This is a genomic window from Stenotrophomonas sp. 22LJNL06-5-1 (assembly GCF_056861455.1).
On record NZ_JBSPUE010000003.1, the window covers coordinates 161572 to 182448 of the forward strand.

A 20877-nucleotide genomic window follows, 5' to 3' on the forward strand; every position below is an offset into this window, starting at 1 on the left:
ACCCATGCGTTCTCTGCTCGCCTGTTCTGCGTTGTTGCTGTTGCCGTTGTCGGCGCTGGCCGCCGATGCTCCGAACTGCAAGTTCACTGCCGCCCGGGCACTGAAGCTGGACGTGGCCGGTGCCAGGACGGTGGTGTTCGAGGTCAACCAGCATGACCTGAAGGTGGTCGCCAACGCCGGCGGCGGCCAGCTGGACGGCCGCGCCTGCGCGTCCAGCCAGGAATGGCTGGACCAGCTGGTACTGGAGCAGCGCAAGGTGGGCGACAAGCTGGTGGTGAGCCTGCGCCGCGACGGCCGCCAAAGCGGCATCAGCCTTGGCAACAGCTACGCCTGGCTGGATATCCGTGGCAGCGTGCCGGACAACCTGCCGCTGCAGTTCAAGGTCGGCTCGGGTGACGCCAGCGTGGAAAACGCACAGTCACTCAGCGTGGACGTCGGCTCCGGTGACGCGGTGGCCCGCGGTACCCGTGGCAGCATCCACGCTGCAGTGGGTTCCGGCGACCTCAACATCGATGGCGGCAGCTCCCTGAATCTGCTGTCACTGGGTTCCGGCGACGTCACCGTACGCAACATCAGCGGCGACGCCAGCACCGGCACCGTCGGCTCCGGTGACCTGAAGATCACCGATGTGCGCGGCAACGCGCGGCTGGATACCGTGGGCTCGGGTGACATCGAGTTCAAGCGCGTGCAGGGCAACGTTGAAGTGGGCGTGGTCGGCTCCGGCGGGGTCGATCTGGCCGACGTCGGCGGCAATGTGCATGTCCGCAGCCACGGTTCGGGCGACATCCACGTCGACGGCGTGCGTGGCACCCTGACCGTCGACCACAGTGGCAGCGGTGACGTCGATCATCGCAACGTCAGCGGCCGGGTCACTCTGCCGCGCAGCAAGTAACCCTCTTCCAGACACTGACCAGGGGAACACCATGAACCTGTTGCGCCTGTTGCCTGCTGTGCTGCTGTCCCTGCCGCTGATCGCCTGCGGCGGCACGTCGTCCGCGCCCGACAAGACCGTCGGCAAGAGTGTCGCCGAAGCCACAGGCGGCGTTGGCGAGACCGTCAAGAACGCCATGGACGATGCCCGCAAGGATATCGCCCAGGGCAACATCAAGATCTCGGCGGACAAGCAGCCGCGTGCGGAGATCACCCCGGATGGCCGCCTGCTGATCGCGGGCAAGGAAGTCGCCGCCAACGATATCCAGCGCCGCCATCTGCAGGAATACCGCGGCCACGTGGTCGCCATCGCGATGGACGGCATGGATGTCGGCCTGGCCGGCGCCAAACTGGGTGCCAGTGCGGCCGGCGAAGCGCTGAAGGGCATTTTCAGCGGCGACAGCGAAGGTGTCGAAAAGCGCATCAATGCCGAAGCCGAGAAGATCGAGGCCCAGGCCAAGCGCATCTGCGACCGCCTTCCGGCGATGCTGGCCAGCCAGCAGGCGCTCGCACGCGAACTGCCGGCATTCAAGCCCTACGCGACCATGGACCAGGGCGACGTGGACGACTGCGGCAAGGACACCGTGGTCCAGCGCTAGGCCTGTGACAGATCAGCGCACCCGGCCGGCAGCGGCGTCCGGCTGCCGGCCGTAGTGCGCCGTCCGGCTTACAATAGCGGCCCCGGACGCCCCCGAACCGAATGTCATGAAGAAGCTGTTTCTGCTGCTGGCCGCCCTGCTCTGCCTTGGCCTGGCCGGCTGTGACCAGGAGTACCGCAACCACCGTGCCGAGCGCGGCAAGCCCAAGATTTCCGTCAGCGAAGGCATGGTCACCGTGCGTCGCCCGCCCGCGCCGAACATCATCATCCTCGCCGACGGCACGATGAAGATGGACGAGATCCAGATTCCGCTGGACGACGGGCAGAAACAGATGCTGCAGACCATGTTCGGCAAACTGCAGGTGCTCCGCCAGAACACCCTGGTGGCCGCACCTGCAGATCCCAACATGCAGCCGGTGAAGATCCGGCCGCCCGAGGGCATGGAAGTGATTCCGGCAGACCTGATCCAGCGCATCCCGGAATTCAAGGATTACACCGACACCTTCGGCAACATCGTCGCCGACCGTCGCTGAAGAAAAACGCCGCCCGAGGGCGGCGTTCCTGCGTGTGGTGGGTGCGGACCTTGGTCCGCACGCCGTTCGATCAACCGCCGGCGCCACCACCGCCCGCCTGGATGCCGCCGGCGGTCAGCGCGGTCGGGTCCAGCAGGCGACGCAGCTCGGCCTCGTCAAGCCCGCTGTCTTCCAGCGCCACGTCCAGCACCGGGCGCTGTTCCTTGTAGGCTCGCTTGGCAATCGCCGCGGCCTTCTCGTAGCCGATGATCGGATTCAGTGCGGTGACCAGGATCGGATTACGCGCCAGTGCCTCGGCAACGCGATCCTCACGCACCTTCAGCCCGGCGATCGCGCTGTCCGCCAACAGGGTGGACACGTTGGCGAGCAGGCCGATGCCATCGAGCAGGTTCACCGCGATCAGTGGCAGGGTGACGTTGAGCTGGAAGTTACCGGTCTGGCCGGCCACGGTAATCGCGGTGTGGTGGCCGATCACCTGTGCACAGGCCATCACGGTCGCTTCCGGAATCACCGGGTTGACCTTGCCCGGCATGATCGAGCTGCCCGGCTGCAGCGCCGGCAGTTCGATCTCGCCCAGCCCGGCCAGCGGACCGGCGTTCATCCAGCGAAGATCATTCGCGATCTTGATCAGCGCCACCGCCAGTGCATTGAGCTGGCCCGACAGTTCCACTGCATCATCCTGCGCGGCCAGGCCTTCGAACTTGTTCTCGGCGCTGTCGAACTTGAAACCGGTCTGCTGCTTCAGCGCCTTGGCCACCTGTGCACCGAAGCGTGGGTCGGCATTGATGCCGGTACCGATGGCGGTGCCGCCCAGCGGCAGCCGGCGCACGCGCTTGAGGCTGTCTTCGATACGCTCCTGCGCCGAGGCCAGCTGCGCCGACCACGCACCGAATTCCTGCTCGAAGGTGAGCGGCATCGCGTCCATCAGGTGGGTACGGCCGGTCTTGACCACCTTGCGCAGGCTGCGGCCCTTCTTGTCCAGGGTCTTGCGCAGGTGCACCAGCGCCGGCAGCAGCTGTTCATGCGTCGCCAGCACCGCCGACACGCGCAGCGCGGTTGGAATCACGTCGTTGGAACTCTGCCCCTGGTTGACGTGGTCGTTGGGGTGCACCGCCGTCTTGCCCGCCTTGCCCGCGCGGTTGGCCAGGGTAGCGATGACCTCATTGGCATTCATGTTCGACGACGTGCCCGAACCCGTCTGGTAGACATCGATCGGGAACTGCGCGTCCCAGTTGCCGGCGGCCACTTCGGCGGCAGCGGTCTGGATGGCCTTGGCCACGTTCTTCGGCAGGTGGCCCAGCTCCGCGTTGACGCCCGCGGCGGCGCCCTTGACCAGGCCCAGGGCACGGATGAAACCGCGCGGCATGCGCTGGCCCGAGACCGGGAAATTCTGCACGGCACGCTGGGTCTGGGCGCCCCACAGGGCGTCCGCAGGCACCTGCAGCTCGCCCATGCTGTCGTGTTCGATTCTGAAACCCTTGCTTGCAGCTTTGCTCATTGCATCAACTCCGCACTACTTCAGTTGGGGAAAGGGAAGCGGCGGCTGGCAGGGTGTCGCTTCCCGGGCTGGCGGCTGCGCCAACGATACTCCCTTGCCCGCAGCGTGGGATGACGAGGGCGGGCCAGATCGTTTCATCCGCAGGGCCGTTCTGCGCGCGCAGGGGCAGTGCCGGCCGCTGGCCGGCAATCCATGGAAGTGAGGGCCGGGCGTGGTTACCGGCCAGCGGCCGGCACTACCTGACCGGCACGTCGTAGAATATGGCCCCCGCCGCTCGCCCCAGCCCTGCCGACATGTCCGATTCCGCCCTGCTCGCCCTGTCCCCGCTCGATGGCCGCTATGCCGGCAAGGTCGACGCCCTGCGCCCGATCTTCTCCGAGTACGGCCTGATCAAGGCCCGCATCACGGTCGAAGTGGAATGGCTGCTGGCCCTGGCCGCCGAGCCGGGCATCGTCGAGCTGGCGCCGTTCTCCGACGCCGCCGTCGCCCGCCTGCGCGCCCTGGCCGCCAGCTTCAGCCCGGCCCAGGCCGCGCGCGTGAAGGAGATCGAGCGCACCACCAACCATGACGTCAAGGCGGTGGAGTACTTCATCAAGGAACAGCTGAAGGACGACGCCGAGCTGGCCCCGGCGCTGGAATTCGTGCATTTCGCCTGCACCAGCGAAGACATCAACAACCTCAGCTACGGCCTGATGCTGGAACAGGCCCGCCGCGAGGTGCTGCTGCCGACCCTGGACGGCATCGCCAGCAGCCTGCGTACCCTGGCCCACGCCCAGGCCGGCCAGCCGATGCTGTCGCGCACCCACGGCCAGACCGCCTCGCCGACCACCCTGGGCAAGGAACTGGCCAACGTGGTCGCCCGCCTGGAGCGCCAGCGCAAGCAGATCGCCGCGGTCGAACTGACCGGCAAGATCAACGGCGCGGTGGGCAACTACAACGCGCACGTGGCCAGCTACCCGGACGTGGACTGGCCGGCCTTCGCCGAGCGCTTCGTGACCGGTCTGGGCCTGGTGTTCAATCCGTACACCACGCAGATCGAGCCGCACGACAACATCGCCGAGATCGGCGATGCCGCGCGTCGCGCCAACATCATCCTGATCGACCTGGCCCGTGACATCTGGGGCTACGTTTCGCTGGGCTACTTCAAGCAGCGCCTGAAGGAAGGCGAAGTCGGCTCGTCGACGATGCCGCACAAGGTCAACCCGATCGATTTCGAGAATGCGGAAGGCAATTTCGGCATCGCCAACGCGCTGTTCGAGCACTTCAGCGCGAAGCTGCCGATCAGCCGCTGGCAGCGTGACCTGACCGACTCCACCGTGCTGCGTGCGCTGGGCACCGCGTTCGGCCACAGCCAGGTGGCGCTGGATTCGCTGGCCAAGGGCCTGGGCAAGCTGGAAGTGAACCCGCAGCGCCTGGATGCCGATCTGGACGCGGCCTGGGAAGTGCTGGCCGAAGCCGTGCAGACGGTAATGCGCCGCCATGGCCTGCCGAATCCGTACGAGCAGCTGAAGGCGCTGACCCGTGGACAGGGCATCACCGCCGAGTCGATGCGGGCGTTCGTGCAGGGGCTGGAGCTGCCGGCGGATGCGAAGCAGCGTCTGCTGGAGATGACCCCGGGCAGCTACACCGGCCTGGCCGAGTCGCTGGCGAAGAAGATTTAAGGGGTTTCCTTTGCGGCGGCGGCCGCGGGCGCTGCCTGCGGCAGGCTTGACTGCCACGGCAACTGCAACTGCAACGTCTAAGGCGGCTCTGGGTTTCTGCCGTGTTTGGCGGGGCGGGTTGGGTTCGCGGGGGACGCCGTAAACCCGTCCTTGGGGGCTTGGCCGCGGCATCCATGCCGCGGACACCCCCACGAACCCAACCCGCCCCACCTCTGACAGATTCCCGGTGACGGATCGAAGAGCATTGGGTTGTCGGAACGGAATTTGAAAGAGGGACGCGGCTTCGCCGCGTCCCTCTTTTGTTTTGGCATGAGCAAGCGCAGCGCGCGACCCGCTGTTGCCTTTGATCTTCTTCTTCCATTCCGTGGCGGGCCGCGCAGGAAACTGTCAGGGGCCGGGCGGGTGGGCCATGCAGGGGCGTTGGCGCCATGGATGGCGCCATCGAGCTTACAGGGGTGAAGGCGCTTTGCTTGCGAAGCACTGCTTCGCAAGCGCCTGAACGCACAGCCGCCAGCGGCTGGGCCGGGCCCCGGAGGGGGACTTGCAGCGTCCCCTGCATGGCCCACCCGCCCGGCCAAGCCCATGAAGCCGGTCGACTAACAGTCGACCCCACCAAAACACCGCCACGAGGGGCTCCGCCGTTGGCCGGACACCCCGCGACAAACCCGCGCACGTGCGCAATCCTGACGAACGGCGGACAATGGAGACCTTGGCGGCCCGCCGCGCCGCCCCTCCCGCTTTCCGCTGCAAGGATTCCCCCATGGCCGCCCGCAAGTCCTCCGCCCCCCTCATCGAAGTCACCGCCCGCCCCGGCCAGCCGCTGGGCATGGCGCCGGCCACCTTCCTGCGCGACTTCTGGCAGAAGCGCCCGCTGCTCATCCGCAACGCCTTCCCCGACTTCCAGACCCCGGTGCAGCCGGAAGACCTGGCCGGGCTGGCCTGCGAAGAAGGCGTGCTGGCGCGCCTGATCGAGCACGACAAGCATCAGGATGGCTGGCGTGTGCGCACCGGCCCGTTCCAGGAAAACGTGTTCCCCGCCCTGCCCGACCACGACTGGACCCTGCTGGTGCAGGACGTGGACAAGTGGGACCCGGACGTGCGCGCCCTGATCGAGCACTTCAGCTTCCTGCCGCGCTGGCGCATGGATGATGTGATGATCAGCTTCGCCGCCACCGGCGGCTCGGTCGGCGCCCACGTCGACCAGTACGACGTGTTCCTGCTGCAGGCCCACGGCCACCGCCGCTGGCAGATCGATGCCAGCGAATCGATCAAGGGCAAGCAGCCGCCGCTGGGCTTCCGCCCGGACGTGGAACTGAAGCTGCTGAAGGTGTTCAAGCCGACCCACGACTGGGTGCTGGCGCCGGGCGACATGCTGTACCTGCCGCCGAACGTGCCGCACCACGGCGTGGCCGAAGATCCGTGCCTGACCTTCTCGTTCGGCATGCGCGCGCCGTCCTCGGCCGAGTTGATCAGCGATTACCTGGACACTCTGATTGCCGATGCCGACGAGAACATCCGCTACGAGGATGCCGACCTGAAGGTGCCGGCCGATCCGAACGAGATCGACACGGTGGCGATGGCACGCGTGATCACCGCGCTCAACGCCATCCGCATGAACGACCCGGACAAGCTGGGCGACTGGTTCGGCCGTTTCATCACCACCTACCGTGCAGCGGGCGAAGTGATGGCCCACCAGGCCGCGCCGGCACCGGAGGAAGTGGTCCAGGCCCTGGCCTCGGGCCTGCTGCTGCAGCGCCACCCGTGGGCGCGCCTGGCCTGGCGCCGGGCCAAGCGCGGCGCCAGCCTGTACGTCAGCGGCCAGGACTTCGCGCTGCCGGTGAAGGACGCGCAGCGCCTGGCCGGCGCCGAACAGCTCGATGCCGCCGCCTATCGCGGGCTGTCCGACAAGGGCCGGGCCGTGGTCCAGCAGCTGCTGGTCGGCGGAGTGTTCCAGTTGATCGACCCGAATGAGGTGTACGAGGCGGAAGACGAGGAAGACGGTGAGGATGCCGTGGTGCTCGGCCAGGTCGTCGAAGGCCGTGACCGCGTGGATGCGATCGACGCCGACGCGGTGTCCGACGATGTCCACTCCGTGACCGTACATGACGACGGCATCGAGGTCATCGTCAACTTCGAGGACGACGAGGAAGACGACAGCAGCACCGGCCGTGCCTGAGTCGCCGCCATGATCCGGGTCCAGCAGGTCAGCCACGCCGACGCCCACGTCGCCATCCACGAGGTGCGCCAGCGCGTGTTCGTGCAGGAACAGGGCATCGCTGCGGAGCTGGAGCGCGATGCGCTGGACCCGGTCAGTGCCCACGTGCTGGCGCTGGACAGTGACGGCCAGCCGGTCGGCACCGGCCGGTTGGCACCGGACGGCCGCATCGGCCGCATGGCCGTGCTGGCCAGCCGTCGCAGCCAAGGGGTTGGCGAGGCCCTGCTGGAGGCTCTGGTCGAGGCCGGGCGCCACCTCGGCCTGGCCGAACTGCACCTGCACGCCCAGCTGCCGGCCCGCGATTTCTATGCCCGCCAGGGCTTCCTGCCGGAAGGCGAGTTGTTCGAGGAGGCCGGCATCGGCCACCAGCAGATGCGCCGCCGGCTGGGCGCGGCCAGCGCCATCGACAGCCGCGCCGAAGCGGTGGCCATCACCACCGCCATCCTCCACCGCGCCCGTCGCCAGCTGTGGCTGCACAGCCGCCAGCTGGACCCCGGGCTGCTTGACGCCTCCCCGGTGCAGGCCGCCCTGCGCCGCTTCGTCACCGCCCGTCATGACAAGCAGCTGCGGGTGATCGTGCACGACGCCGCCGCGATCGCCTCTGCAGGCGCGCCGCTGCTGGCGTTGGCCCAGCGCCTGCCAAGCGTGATCCAGTTCCGCGAGGTCGCCGACCCGGTCGACCGTGCGCTGGCCTCGGCCTGCCTGCTCAACGATGCGGGCGACTTCTACTTTCGTCTGATCGGCCATCGCATCGACGGCGAAGCTGGCATCGCGCTACCAGCACGTTCGCAGCCGTTCGAGCAGCAATTGCAGCGCGTCTGGGACCGTTCGCGCGATTGCAGCGAACTGCGCGCGCTCGGCATCTGAGCGCGCGCCACGGCGCCAACCTGTCTGGAAGCGGCACCGGGGGACGCGCGATGCCTCTGGTGGTGCCCCTTCGTGTCCGGTTGGGGGTACAATTTGGCTGTTTGAACGCGCCCGTGCATGGCTATTCATCTTCGTGCCGGGTCCTTCTGAAGCCATACCCCACAAAGCGAATCAGCACCCTCCATCGTGGACAATCAACTGAAGCAGTTTGCGCAATCTTCGCAACTCGCCGGCGGCAACGCCTCCTATGTCGAGGACCTGTACGAGCAGTACCTGGTCTCCCCGGATAGTGTCGATCCCAAATGGAAAACCTACTTCGACGGCTTCAAGGGCCGCGAAGCAGGTGACATCCCGCACTCGGCTGTCATCTCCCACATCGCGGACGCGGCCAAGGATGCGCTGAAAGCCGGCACCGGTGGCGGTGCGGGCGACGAGCGTGAGCGCAATGTCGGTCGCCTGATCACCGCCTACCGCTCGCGTGGTCACCTGGACGCCCGCCTCGATCCGCTGGGCCTGGCCGCACCGGTCAACACCCCGGACCTGGGCCTGCCGTTCCACAGCCTGTCCGATGGTGACCTCAACAGCGAGTTCAGCACCGGCGGCGTCGGTGGCCAGCCGCGCATGAAGCTGCGTGACCTGCTGGCGCGCCTGAAGGCGACCTACACCGGTTCGATCGGTGCGGAGTTCATGCACATCTCCGAGGTCGAGCAGCGCCAGTGGATCTACAAGAAGCTGGAACTGGCCGGTGGCAACTACCAGCTGGACGCTGACACCCAGCGCCGCACCCTGGAGCGCCTGACCGCCGCCGAAGGCCTGGAGCGCTACCTGCACACCAAGTACGTCGGCCAGAAGCGCTTCTCGCTGGAAGGCGGCGACTCGCTGATCCCGATGATGGACACCATCATCCGCAGCGCCGGCAAGGATGGCGTCAAGGACGTGGTGATCGGCATGGCCCACCGCGGCCGCCTGAACGTGCTGGTCAACACCCTGGGCAAGAACCCGCGCAAGCTGTTCGACGAGTTCGAAGGCAAGTTCGAGCACGACGAGCACGCCTCGGCCGGTGACGTGAAGTACCACATGGGCTTCTCCGCCGACGTGGCTACCGACGGCGGCCCGGTGCACCTGGCGCTGGCGTTCAACCCGTCGCACCTGGAAATCGCCGACCCGGTCGTGGCCGGTTCCGTGCGTTCGCGCCAGGAGCGCCGCAAGGACACCGCGCGCAAGCAGGTCATGCCGATCCTGATCCACGGCGACGCGGCCTTCTCCGGCCAGGGCGTGGTCATGGAACTGTTCCAGATGTCGCAGGCCCGCGGCTTCGCCGTCGGCGGCACCGTGCACATCGTGGTCAACAACCAGGTCGGCTTCACCACCTCCAACCCGCTGGATACGCGTTCCACGCGCTATGCCACCGACGTGGCGAAGATGATCGCCGCCCCGGTGCTGCACGTGAACGGCGATGATCCGGAAGCCGTGGTGTTCGCCGCGCAGCTGGCCTTCGAGTTCCGCCAGAAGTTCGCCAAGGACGTGGTCATCGACCTGATGTGCTACCGCCGTTGGGGCCACAACGAGGCCGACGAGCCGGCGATCACCCAGCCGCTGATGTACCAGGTGATCCGCAAGCACGCCACCACCCGCGAGATGTACGCCGAGCAGCTGGAAAAGGCGGGCGTGATCGCCGCCGGTGCCGGCAAGGCGATGGTCGATGCGTACCGCGAGAAGCTGGATGCCGGTGAAGTCACCACCGAGCTGGCCAAGGTCGAGAAGACCCCGCCGACCAGCCCGCTGTTCGTCGATTGGCCGAAGCTGCTGGAAGGCAAGCTGTCCGACCCGATCTCGACCAAGGTCGAGAAGAACAAGCTGGTCGAGCTGGCCAAGCTGATCAACACCATCCCGGACGAAGTGCAGCTGCATTCGCGCGTGGCCAAGGTCTACGACGACCGCCGCAAGATGGCCGCCGGCGAGATCCCGGGCGACTGGGGCTTTGCCGAGAACCTGGCCTACGCCACCCTGCTCGACGAAGGCAGTGCCCTGCGCCTGGTCGGCCAGGACGTGGGCCGCGGTACGTTCACGCACCGCCACGCGATCCTGCACGACCAGAAGACCGACAACTACTACATGCCGCTGCGGCAGCTGGTGGATTCGCCGGAGAAGGCCACGGTCATCGATTCGCTGCTGAGCGAAGAAGCGGTGATGGCCTACGAGTACGGCTTCTCCACCACCGATCCGAACACGCTGTGCATCTGGGAAGGCCAGTTCGGCGACTTCGCCAACGGTGCCCAGGTCGTCATCGACCAGTTCATCGCCGCCGGTGAAGCCAAGTGGGGCCGCATTTCCGGCCTGACCCTGCTGCTGCCGCATGGTTATGAAGGGCAAGGCCCGGAACACAGCTCGGCGCGCCTGGAGCGCTTCCTGCAGCTGTGCGCGCTGGAGAACATGCTGGTGGTGGTGCCGTCGACCCCGGCGCAGGCCTTCCACATGCTGCGTCGCCAGCAGCACCTGACCACCCGCAAGCCGCTGGTGGTGATGTCGCCCAAGTCGCTGCTGCGCCACAAGCTGGCCGTGTCGACCCTGGACGAGCTGGCCAACGGCGAGTTCCAGCACCTGATCGGCGACGCCAACGCGGATGCCAAGAAGGTCAAGCGTGTGGTGCTGTGCTCGGGCAAGGTCTACTACGACCTGCTGGAAGACCAGACCAAGCGTGGCCAGGACGACGTGGCGATCATCCGCGTGGAGCAGCTGTATCCGTTCCCGCGTGCGCTGCTGGCTGCCGAACTGAAGAAGTACGGCAAGGCCACCGACGTGGTGTGGACGCAGGAAGAACCGCAGAACCAGGGTGCGTGGTACCAGATCCGCCACCACCTGCAGTTCTGCCTGGCCGATGGCCAGAACCTGCACTACGCCGGTCGCGCACGTTCGGCTTCGCCGGCTGCCGGTCACATGGCTGACCACGTCCGCGAACAGCAGCAGCTGGTCGCCGATGCGCTGGTCAACCCGTTCAACGACACGTTCGCTGAATAATCCTCCCCCTATTTAGAAGACAAACCAGGAAGCTCCCGCAATGGCCACCGAAGTCAAAGCCCCGGTACTGCCCGAATCCGTCGCCGACGGCACCATCGCCACCTGGCACAAGAAGGTGGGCGACGCCGTCAAGCGCGACGAAAACCTGCTTGACCTGGAAACCGACAAGGTCGTCCTGGAAGTGCCGTCGCCGGTCGACGGCGTGCTCAAGGAAATCAAGTTCGCCGAAGGCTCGACCGTGACCTCCAGCCAGGTCGTGGCGATCATCGAAGAAGGCGCCGTGGCTGCTGCCCCGGCCCCGGCCGCTGAAGCCGCTCCGGCTGCAGCCGCTGCCCCGGCCGCCGCTGCGCCGGCCGCTGCCGCCGCTCCGGCCCCGGCTGCCAAGTCGGCCGCCGACGCGCTGCCGCCGGGCGCCCGCTTCACCGCCATCACCGAAGGCGTGAACCCGGCCGACGTCGACGGCACCGGCCGTCGCGGCGCGGTGACCAAGGAAGACATCGTCAACTTCGCCCGCAACGGCGGCGCCGGCAAGGCCGGTGGCGCACGTCCGGAAGAACGCGTGCCGATGACCCGCATCCGCAAGCGGATCGCCGAGCGCCTGATGGAGTCGAAGAACTCCACCGCCATGCTGACCACCTTCAACGAAGTCGACCTGTCCAAGGTCTCGGCGGCGCGCAAGGAACTGCAGGACGAGTTCGTCAAGGCACACGGCATCAAGCTGGGCTTCATGAGCTTCTTCGTGAAGGCCGCCGCCAACGCGCTGCAGCGCTTCCCGCTGGTCAACGCCTCGATCGACGGCGACGACATCATCTACCACGGCTACTCGGACATCTCGATCGCCGTGTCGACCGAGAAGGGCCTGGTCACGCCGGTCCTGCGCAACGTCGAGCGCATGTCGTTCGCCGACATCGAGAAGACCATCGCCGACTACGCCAAGAAGGCCCGTGACGGCAAGCTGAGCCTGGAAGAACTGCAGGGCGGCACCTTCACCGTGACCAACGGCGGCACCTTCGGTTCGCTGCTGTCGACCCCGATCATCAACCCGCCGCAGAGCGCCATCCTGGGCATGCACGCCATCAAGGAGCGTCCGATCGCCCAGAACGGCCAGGTCGTGATCGCGCCGATGATGTACCTGGCGCTGTCGTACGACCACCGCATCATCGACGGCAAGGATTCGGTGCAGTTCCTGGTGGACATCAAGAACCAGCTGGAAAACCCGGGCCGCATGCTGTTCGGCCTGTAAGAAACCTCCCGCCCCTCCGCGCCTGCGCGGAGGGGTTCTGGTAATGCATCAAGGAATAATTCAATGGCTGAACAATTCGACGTCGTCGTCATCGGTGCCGGCCCGGCCGGTTACCACGCTGCCATCCGCGCGGCCCAGCTGGGCCTGAAGACCGCCTGCATCGACGCAGCGCTGGGCAAGGACGGCAAGCCGGCCCTCGGCGGCACCTGCCTGCGCGTGGGCTGCATCCCGTCCAAGGCGCTGCTGGATTCCTCGCGCCAGTTCTGGAACATGGGCCACATCTTTGGCGACCACGGCATCAGCTTCAAGGATGCCAAGATCGACGTCGAGGCGATGGTTGGCCGCAAGGACAAGATCGTCAAGCAGTTCACCGGCGGCATCGGCATGCTGTTCAAGGCCAACAAGGTCGCTGCCTACTACGGCTTCGGCGAACTGCAGCCGGGCAACGTGGTCAAGGTCACCCAGCATGACGGTTCCATCGTCGAGCTGAAGGGCACCAACGTCATCATCGCCGCCGGTTCGGATTCGATCGAACTGCCGTTCGCCAAGTTCGACGGCGACACCATCGTCGACAACGTCGGCGGCCTGGACTTCACCGAAGTGCCGAACCGCCTGGCCGTGATCGGCGCCGGCGTGATCGGCCTGGAACTGGGCAGCGTGTGGAAGCGCCTGGGCGCTGAAGTCACCATCCTGGAAGCACTGCCGGAGTTCTTGGCCGTGGCCGACGCCGAAGTGGCCAAGACCGCTGCCAAGGAATTCAAGAAGCAGGGCCTGGACATCCGCCTCGGTGCCAAGGTCTCCAAGACCGAGATCACCGGCAAGGGCAAGAAGAAGGAAGTCGTTGTCACCTACACCGACAGCGAAGGCGAAAAGACCCTGACCGTGGACAAGCTGCTGGTGGCCGTTGGCCGTCGCGCCGCCACCAAGGGCCTGCTGGCCGAAGGCACCGGCGTCAAGATCAACGAGCGCGGCCAGATCGAAGTCGACGCGCACTGCCACACCGGCGTCAACGGCGTGTGGGCGGTCGGCGACTGCGTGCGCGGCCCGATGCTGGCGCACAAGGGCTTCGAGGAAGGCATCGCGGTGGCTGAGCTGATCGCCGGCCTGCCGGGCCACGTCAACTTCGACACCATCCCGTGGGTGATCTACACCGAGCCGGAACTGGCCTGGGTCGGCAAGACCGAAGCGCAGCTGAAGGCCGAAGGCATTCCGTACAAGGCCGGCAGCTTCCCGTTCGCCGCCAACGGCCGTGCCGTGGCGATGATCGAGCCGGCAGGCTTCGTGAAGATCCTGGCCCATGCCGAAACCGATCGCATCCTCGGCATGCACCTGGTCGGCGCCAACGTCTCCGAGCTGGTGCACGAAGGCGTGCTGACCATGGAGTTCAGCGGCTCGGCCGATGACCTGGCCCGCATCTGCCACGCCCACCCGTCGCTGTCGGAAGTGATCCACGACGCGGCGATGGCGGTCAGCAAGCGCGCCATCCACAAGGCGAACTGATCGACCTTCCGGGTGGGTGCCGACCGTTGGTCGGTACTCCCCTGCAAACAGAAAACCCCGCCTCGGCGGGGTTTTTTGTTGCCTGCAACGGCGCCGCGTGACTTGACGCTGCAATACTGCGGTTCAATGATCGCGGCATCTACCAAGGAAGGAACGCCATGCGATCGATCCCCCTCGCCCGCACATCGCGCACAGCCGCAATGGTGTTGATGGCCGCACTTGTTCCGCTGCTGGCCTGCGCCGCCGAACCTCTCGAAGGCGACTACCGCAGAGCCCCAGTCCAGCCGATCGAGGTGAGCCCGCTCGGCGCCAACCAGATCAGGATCCGCTACAGCATGCCGGGCGAAACCCTGTTCCACTCACCCGGGGTCGATTACCGCTCCGCCGACGGCACCCTGCAGGTCGCCATCCGCCGCTGCGGCGTCAAGGACAGCGGCTGTACCGCCATGGCCAAGGCCACCGCGCCCAAAGGCAACCCGTGGCGTCCGGAGGTCGTGCTGCCCTACCGCGGCGAGAAGATCATGATGATGTACAGCGATGGCCAGCAGCAGGTCGTCCCTGCCCCGCCGGTAGCGGGTTCACGCTGATCAGGACGCACGGCCGGCAACGGCCGTCGCCAGCTCCTGCATGAACACCTGCGTTGCACGCGAAGCGCGTCCCGCCTGCGAACTGACCAGGCCAAACACGCGGCGGATGGCCGGCTTCACCGGCAGCACGCGCAGGCCGTGCAGATCGTCCGGCAACGTCGATTCCGGCACCAGCGAGACGCCCAGGCCCTCGCGGGCCAGCACGCACGCGCTGGCCCAGTCGCGCACGGTCACCCGTACATCGCTCAGCTGCAGACCGGCGTCCGCCATCAGGCGCTGACCGTTCACCGCACAGCCCCCTGTTGCGAGGATGAAGGGCTCGGCCGCCAGCTCGCTCAGCGCCACCCCGCTCCTCGTAGCGCGCCGTGCCAGCGGATGGATCTGTGCAAGCACCGCCATCCACCCGTCGCTGCCCAGCATCAACGGGGCGCGATCGGCAGCGGGGTTCATCACCACGCCGGCGTCGACCGCGCCTGATTCGAGCCAGCACTCCACCTCCTCGTCAGTACCCTCCACCACCACCACCTCGATGCCCGGGTGACGGCGCTGGAAGTCACGCAACAGCGCAGGCAGCACGCTGGAAACGAGCGACGGGAAGCTCGCCAGGCGGATGCGTGCGCCACTGAGCCCCTGGCTGTCATCGGCCAACGCGCGGATCGCCTGCAGGCTGCCCAGCATGATGCGTGCGTGTTCAATCACCCGCTGCCCAAGCGCGGTGATCTCCACCTGACGCCGCTCGCGCACGAACACCGCGAATCCCAATGAGGATTCCAGCTGAGCCAGGGCCTGGCTGGCACCGGACTGGCTGATGCCGATGCGATCAGCGCCGCGCGAGATGGTTCCCTCGTCAGCCACCGCAACCAGCAGGCGCCAATGGGCAAGATTCATCATGACTGGCAGTAGCCCAGCTTATGGCAAGGAAATCGAAGAGTGATTTTACCGGATGCCGCGCGCACAGCAGACTGCCTCGCATCGACCGGCCCAGCCGTCCTTTCTCCCTCGAGACCGTCCATGAAGCTGTACTACGCGCCCTACACCTGCTCGCTGTCACCCCATATCGTGCTGCGAGAGCTCGGCCTGCCCTTTGAGCTGGTCAAAGTTGACAACATCACCAAACAGACCGCCGATGGCCGCGATTTCCGCACCATCAACCGCAAAGGCTACGTCGCGGCGCTGGAACTGGATGACGGGCAGGTGCTGACCGAAGGCCCGGCCATCGTCCAGTACCTGGCCGACCTGAAACCCGGATGCGTGCTGGCCCCGCCCGCCGGCAGCTGGGAGCGGGTGCGACTGCAGGAGTGGTTGAACTTCGTGACCAGCGAAATCCACGCCGGCTCGGCACCGCTGTTCAACGCCGATCTGCCGGACGCGGCCAAGGCCTTCTTCCGGCAGAAGCTGTTCAAGCGCCTCGACCTGCTGCAGGACACGCTGGCAACGCAGGACTTCCTGACGGGACCGGACTTCAGCGTTGCTGATGCCTATCTTTTCACGGTGCTTGGCTGGTGCCGCTTCTTCTCCATCGATCTGGCAGCGTGGCCGGCGCTGCCCGCCTACCTGCGCAGGATCAACGCGCGACCGGCCGTGCAGGCGGCGCTGCGTGCCGAGGCAGCGTGATGCGGAGCCGAGCATAGGCTCGGCCCTACACCTTTCCAGCGGGCTTCTTCGGCGGATCCTCACAGACCCTGTGCTGCACAACCGTATCGCCAACCTTCCATTCCTTGGCGACCCTGCAGCGCTCCTTGGCTTTCGGCACAGAGACCGCTGCAGCATTCGCCTCGTCAGCCGCAGCGGTCTGCTGGCGCTCGAGCCACACTGATGGCGGTGCTGGAGGTGAAGCCACGGCGGGCGCAGCGAGCAGTGCCAGTGCCAGTGCCAGTGCGGTCAACAGCATGACCCTCATGCGGCAACCGGCCCGCCGCCGAGCAACCGAGCCGGCAGCATGAACAGCGCACGCAGGAAGGCGAACAGCGCCGAGAAGGTGATGCCGACCAGGCGGAACGGCAGGCTCAGCAGCCAGACGAACGGCCAGGCGATCAGGGCGAGGATCGCCAGCGGCCAGCACAGCACGAACAGCAGGCACCACACACCGAGCGCGAACAGGGTCTTCATCACGATCTCCTTTTGGCGGCACCCTGCCGCCTGCGGACACCTTGGCGCCCTGCCCTTACCGCGCGCAAACGGTTTGCGACGAAACCGGGCTGGGGGCGATGAAACCGGTGGTGGGGAAACCGGAGATTCAGGAGGTTGCCGGCCAGCGGCCGGCACTACCGAACGGATTCACACCGGAACTGCGCCCGGGCGGCCGTGGCTCACCTGGAAGCGCGCCGCGGTGCGCACCGCGGCATCCGCGCGCAGCACGCTGTCGGCGAAGCGCAGTTCGGCGTCCACGGTCTGCCGGTTCAGCTGCAGCCTCCACCAGCCACGGCGGTCGCCGTCGAAATAGCGGATGTGCGGGTTCTGCGCTATCGACGGTCCATAGTACGGACCGTACGGCGTGTCATCGCCGCCACTGCTGATCGCCGGGGCGATGAATTCGGTGGCGACGACCGGCGCGCTGGCCGCGTCGAAATCCAGCTTCAGGTCGTTGACGAAGGTGGAATGCCAGTCACCACCGAGCACGATGGCATTGCCCTGCCCGCCCGCCTGCATCGCCTGCAGCAGGCGGTTGCGAGCCGCCGGATAGCCGTCCCAGGCGTCGTTCCAGAAGCGCTCGCGCGGCGTGCCACCATCCAGCCGCAGCTGCGCCATCAGCAGCTGCTGCACCACTACATTCCAGCGCGTGCCCTGCGCGGCGGCCATCGACTGCGTGAACCAAGTCTCCTGGCCCACGCCCAGCATGCTCATGCGTGGATCCAGTGCCGCCTCGCAGCGTGGTGACTCGCCCACACCGCAGGGATTGGCCGGGCGGAACTGGCGGCAGTCCAGCAGCGTCAGCTGCGCCAGATCGCCATAGCGCAGCCGTCGATGCACGCGCAGGCCACCATTGCCCGCAGGCATGCTGCGCATCGGCAGGTGTTCGTAGAACGCGCGATAGGCTGCCGCACGACGCACGATGAAGTCTTCGGTCGAGACGCCGGGCTTCTCCGGATGGATGCCGGAGTAATCGTTCTGCACCTCGTGGTCGTCCCAGATCACCGCGAACGCGTGGGCGGCGTGCGCGGCCTGCAGGTCTGGATCGAGCTTGTACAGCGCGTACTGGTCACGGTAGCGCTCCAGGCTCACCGTCTCGCCACTGAATCGCGCCGCATCCAGCATGCTGCCGCGCGCGTTCTGCAGCGGGCTGTACTCGTACAGGTAGTCACCGGCATGCAGCACCAGGTCGACATCACTCTTCGCGATATCGCGCAGCACCGGGTAGTAGCCACTGTTCCAGGCCTGGCAGGTGCACAGTGCCAGCCGCAGCTCCTGCAGCTGCGTGTCCAGCAGCGGCGCGGTGCGGAAATGGCCGACCGCACTTTCCTCATCGCCATCGCAGGCGAAGCGGTAATAGTAATCGCGGCCGGGACGCAGGCCGTTGACCTCCACGTGCACCGAATGGGCCAACTCGGGCACAGCGGCAGCGACACCCCGTTGCACCAGCCGGCGCATGCCTGGGTCTTCGGCCACGAACCAGCGCACCGGCACTGCCCGCGACGGCATGCCGCCGCCGTTGAGCGGGTCCGGCGCAAGTCGCGTCCACAGCACCGCACCCTGCGGATCCGGATCACCGGCGGCGACACCGAGGGTGAACGGATCACGCCCCAGCCGCGGCCGTGGGCCGGCCGTGGCCAGCCCCGGCATCGCCGCCAGTGCGATCGCCGCCCCCGTGCCCTGCCACGCCATGCGCAGCAGGCGACGGCGGCTTTCCGGATCCACAGGCCCGCGCATCAGAAGCGCACGGTGGCGGTGGCCATCACCTGCCGCGGCGCGCCGACCTGCATGGTCGCCAGGCTGCGGGTCGGATCGGCGGCGTAGGTGCCGTTGGTGTTGATCGAGGACAGATAACGCTTGTCGGTCAGGTTGGTCAGGTTCAGCGCCACGGTCAGGTTCTGCGCCGGGCCGAGCTTGCCGAAGTCATAGGCCACCGAGGCGTTGACCAGCCAGTAGCTCGGCACCGACACATCGTTGGTATAGGTCACGAACCGCTTGCCGACGTGGTTGGCCGACAGGCGCAGGTCCCACGCGCCCGGGGTCCAGGCCAGGGTGCTGGCGAACATCCATTCCGGGGTGTCGACGGTCTTCTTGCCGCGGGTCGGCACCACACCGTTGTTCACGTAGTCGTTGTCGTAGGTGCTGTCATTCCACGACAGCGCGTTGGACCAGGTCAGGTCCTGCATCGGCTTCAGCTGCAGGGTCGCCTCGGCGCCGCGGCTGGTCACCGAACCAACGTTGGAGAACAGCGCCGGGCAACCGAGGATGCCCACGCACTGCGCGATGGCCAGCAGGCGGTTGTCGAACTTGACGTCATACACCGCCACCGAGGCTTCATAGCCCTGGCCATAGCCGCGCCAGCCCAGTTCGATGGTGCGCGACTGTTCCGGCTTCAGGTTCTTCGCGCTGGAGTCGAAGGCCGCCTGCGGCACGTTGAACGGGCTGCCCACGCCCAGCGCGTAGGCGGCCACGTTCTTGGCGAACGAACCGAAGATCTCGTTGCCTTCGTTGAGCTTGAAGTTGAAACCGGCCTGCGGCAGCAGGCCCTTCTTCGAGGTCAGGCTGCTGTTGTTGGCGTAGCTGCCCAGCGGCGTGCGCACGCTGGTGCGGGTGTGCGGCGACTTCGCGCCGATGTCGATGGTCAGGCGGTCATCGAACAGGCGGAAGCGGTCCTGCACGTAGAACTGGCGGGTGATGGTGGTGTAGCGCTGGTGCCACACGCGCTGGTCCGGGTTGCGCAGGAAGAAGTCGTCGGTGATCGGGCCGTCGATGTAGTAGAAGTTGCGCTGCACGCTGTGGCCGTTGTCCTCGTACCAGAGGCCGGCTTCCAGTTCGTGGCCACCGACGTTCCAGGTGAACGCCGAGGTCACGCCGGTGCGGTCGATCGCGTACTCGGTGGTGCGGATCGAGATCGGGATCTCGCGGCTGGTGCCCGGGTTGGATGGATTGGACGGGCTGAACCAGTGACCCTGGCCGCGGTTGCTGTGGTTGTAGACATTCACCTTCAACCGCATCGAATCGTTCAGGCCGAAATCGCCGGCGATGCTGGACAGGTCATCGTTGCGCAGGCCGTGGCCAGAGTAGTACGCATCCCACGGGCTGTTGACGCCACCCGTGTATTTTCCGCGTGCCGCGGCAACCGCGCGATCCCAGTCCGGCGCGTAGTTGTCCCAGTCCCAGCCGAGGCGATCGATCATCTCCAGCGACAGGTCCTGGTAATCGGCCTCGACGCGGCGCGAGGCGTTGAACAGCGCCGTGATCCTGCTGTCCGTTCCGAAGTTGTAGGTGGCCTTGCCGTTGAACTGCTTCAGCTCCTGCGAGCCCTTGCCCTTCCACTTGTCACCTTCCGAGTACGCGCCGGACAGGTAGGCCGCAAAGCCCTGGTGGTCGCCGGTATCGAGGCGCGCATAGCTGCGGCGCGCGTTGTCGCTGCCGAAGCCCTGTGCCAGGACCACGCCGTATTCGGTGGACGGATCGATCGAGTAGAACTGGAACACGCCGCCAAGGTTGCTGGTGGACGGCGTACCCAGCGCGCCAATGCCGGTGGAGACCTCCGCACCGCCCAGGTTCTCGCTGATCACCGCGCGGCTGATGTGCAGGCCGTTGCTGTTGCCGTAGGCCATGTTGCCCAGCGGGATGCCATCGAGGGTGTAGCCCAGGCGGTTCTGGTTGAAGCCACGCAGGCTGATGCTGGTGGACCATTCGTAGGCGCCGGTGGCATCGGCCGATTCGAAGTGTACGCCCGGCTTGCTGGCCAGCAGCTTCAGCGGGTTGGCACCCGGCGGCAGGATCTTCATGTCCTCGGCGGTCACGCGCTGCACCTGGCGGGCTTCGCCGCGGCCGATCACCGAGATCGAATCGAGGGTGGTGGCCGACGGCGCGTCGGTCGCGGGGGCAGTTTCAGCGACAGCCAGCGACGGCAGCGAAGCACAGACCAGCAGGGCCAGCAGATTGCGGCGGAGCGGAGCGTGGGACGGCATGAGGGCGGATTCCTTGGGCACGCTGGACGCCGAAGGGCGGCGTCGAAGGGCAGCAGCGGCGGAATCGTAGAAGCGTCGCGTTACATGTCATTTACACGCCACATACGGACGTTTGGC

The 20877-nt window shown here is 66.7% G+C and carries 17 protein-coding genes; 11 read left to right on the forward strand and 6 right to left on the reverse strand.

Annotated features, from left to right (window positions below; translation table 11 throughout):
• Nucleotides 1–4: 4 nt before the first annotated feature.
• The 3 genes from AC13GF_RS09010 to AC13GF_RS09020 all read left to right on the forward strand — a co-directional run bounded on the left by AC13GF_RS09010 (nucleotide 5) and on the right by AC13GF_RS09020 (nucleotide 2061).
• Nucleotides 5–892: a GIN domain-containing protein gene (locus tag AC13GF_RS09010; RefSeq protein ID WP_483004401.1), complete on the forward strand. Its 888-nt coding sequence runs from the start codon at nucleotides 5–7 to the stop codon at nucleotides 890–892.
• Between the two features lie 31 nt (nucleotides 893–923).
• Nucleotides 924–1529: a YggN family protein gene (locus tag AC13GF_RS09015; protein ID WP_483004402.1), complete on the forward strand. Its 606-nt coding sequence runs from the start codon at nucleotides 924–926 to the stop codon at nucleotides 1527–1529.
• A gap of 106 nt (nucleotides 1530–1635) precedes the next feature.
• Nucleotides 1636–2061, forward strand: coding sequence for a hypothetical protein (locus tag AC13GF_RS09020; protein WP_483004403.1), 426 nt, complete (start codon nucleotides 1636–1638; stop codon nucleotides 2059–2061).
• Nucleotides 2062–2131: 70 nt separating this feature from the next.
• Here the strand turns inward: AC13GF_RS09020 and AC13GF_RS09025 are convergent, their stop codons facing one another.
• The gene (locus AC13GF_RS09025; protein ID WP_476714150.1) at nucleotides 2132–3559 is read right to left on the reverse strand and encodes a class II fumarate hydratase; all 1428 of its coding nucleotides are present in this window, start codon (nucleotides 3557–3559) and stop codon (nucleotides 2132–2134) included.
• Nucleotides 3560–3852: 293 nt separating this feature from the next.
• On the opposite strand from AC13GF_RS09025, the gene purB reads away from it, so the two are divergent.
• The 7 genes from purB to AC13GF_RS09060 all read left to right on the forward strand — a co-directional run bounded on the left by purB (nucleotide 3853) and on the right by AC13GF_RS09060 (nucleotide 14650).
• Entirely contained in the window at nucleotides 3853–5220 is a 1368-nt protein-coding gene (gene purB / locus AC13GF_RS09030) for an adenylosuccinate lyase (protein WP_483004404.1), read from the forward strand.
• A 760-nt stretch (nucleotides 5221–5980) separates the two neighbouring features.
• Complete coding sequence (locus AC13GF_RS09035; protein ID WP_483004405.1) at nucleotides 5981–7396, forward strand: ribosomal protein uL16 3-hydroxylase; 1416 nt, start codon at nucleotides 5981–5983, stop codon at nucleotides 7394–7396.
• Nucleotides 7397–7405: 9 nt separating this feature from the next.
• Nucleotides 7406–8302 (forward strand): GNAT family N-acetyltransferase, encoded by an 897-nt coding sequence (locus AC13GF_RS09040; RefSeq protein ID WP_483004406.1) that lies wholly within the window; start codon nucleotides 7406–7408, stop codon nucleotides 8300–8302.
• 186 nt (nucleotides 8303–8488) lie between these two features.
• Nucleotides 8489–11320, forward strand: a complete 2832-nt coding sequence (locus tag AC13GF_RS09045; RefSeq protein ID WP_126930598.1) for a 2-oxoglutarate dehydrogenase E1 component — start codon at nucleotides 8489–8491, stop codon at nucleotides 11318–11320.
• A 40-nt stretch (nucleotides 11321–11360) separates the two neighbouring features.
• On the forward strand, nucleotides 11361–12563 hold the full coding sequence (gene sucB, locus AC13GF_RS09050) for a dihydrolipoyllysine-residue succinyltransferase (RefSeq protein WP_014037775.1): 1203 nt from the start codon (nucleotides 11361–11363) through the stop codon (nucleotides 12561–12563).
• A gap of 63 nt (nucleotides 12564–12626) precedes the next feature.
• Nucleotides 12627–14063: a dihydrolipoyl dehydrogenase gene (lpdA, locus tag AC13GF_RS09055; protein ID WP_126927574.1), complete on the forward strand. Its 1437-nt coding sequence runs from the start codon at nucleotides 12627–12629 to the stop codon at nucleotides 14061–14063.
• Nucleotides 14064–14221: 158 nt separating this feature from the next.
• The gene (locus AC13GF_RS09060; RefSeq protein ID WP_483004407.1) at nucleotides 14222–14650 is read left to right on the forward strand and encodes a hypothetical protein; all 429 of its coding nucleotides are present in this window, start codon (nucleotides 14222–14224) and stop codon (nucleotides 14648–14650) included.
• On the opposite strand, the gene AC13GF_RS09065 is transcribed toward AC13GF_RS09060, so the two are convergent.
• Nucleotides 14651–15538, reverse strand: a complete 888-nt coding sequence (locus AC13GF_RS09065; protein ID WP_483004408.1) for a LysR family transcriptional regulator — start codon at nucleotides 15536–15538, stop codon at nucleotides 14651–14653.
• Nucleotides 15539–15661: 123 nt separating this feature from the next.
• Here AC13GF_RS09065 and gstA point away from each other — a divergent pair, with 123 nt between their 5' ends.
• Nucleotides 15662–16264 (forward strand): glutathione transferase GstA, encoded by a 603-nt coding sequence (gstA, locus tag AC13GF_RS09070; RefSeq protein WP_483004409.1) that lies wholly within the window; start codon nucleotides 15662–15664, stop codon nucleotides 16262–16264.
• 25 nt (nucleotides 16265–16289) lie between these two features.
• Here gstA and AC13GF_RS09075 read toward each other — a convergent pair whose 3' ends face one another.
• From AC13GF_RS09075 to AC13GF_RS09090, 4 genes are all read right to left on the reverse strand, one after another.
• Nucleotides 16290–16550: a hypothetical protein gene (locus AC13GF_RS09075; RefSeq protein WP_483004410.1), complete on the reverse strand. Its 261-nt coding sequence runs from the start codon at nucleotides 16548–16550 to the stop codon at nucleotides 16290–16292.
• On the reverse strand, nucleotides 16547–16759 hold the full coding sequence (locus tag AC13GF_RS09080; protein WP_005410275.1) for a hypothetical protein: 213 nt from the start codon (nucleotides 16757–16759) through the stop codon (nucleotides 16547–16549). The genes AC13GF_RS09075 and AC13GF_RS09080 overlap by 4 nt, the downstream gene beginning before the upstream one ends.
• A gap of 168 nt (nucleotides 16760–16927) precedes the next feature.
• Nucleotides 16928–18517, reverse strand: coding sequence for an alkaline phosphatase D family protein (locus AC13GF_RS09085; RefSeq protein WP_483004411.1), 1590 nt, complete (start codon nucleotides 18515–18517; stop codon nucleotides 16928–16930).
• A complete protein-coding gene (locus AC13GF_RS09090) occupies nucleotides 18517–20760 on the reverse strand; it encodes a TonB-dependent receptor family protein (protein WP_483004412.1) in 2244 nt (747 codons plus the stop codon). Before AC13GF_RS09090 ends, AC13GF_RS09085 begins: the two co-directional genes overlap by 1 nt.
• Between the last annotated feature and the right edge of the window lie 117 nt (nucleotides 20761–20877).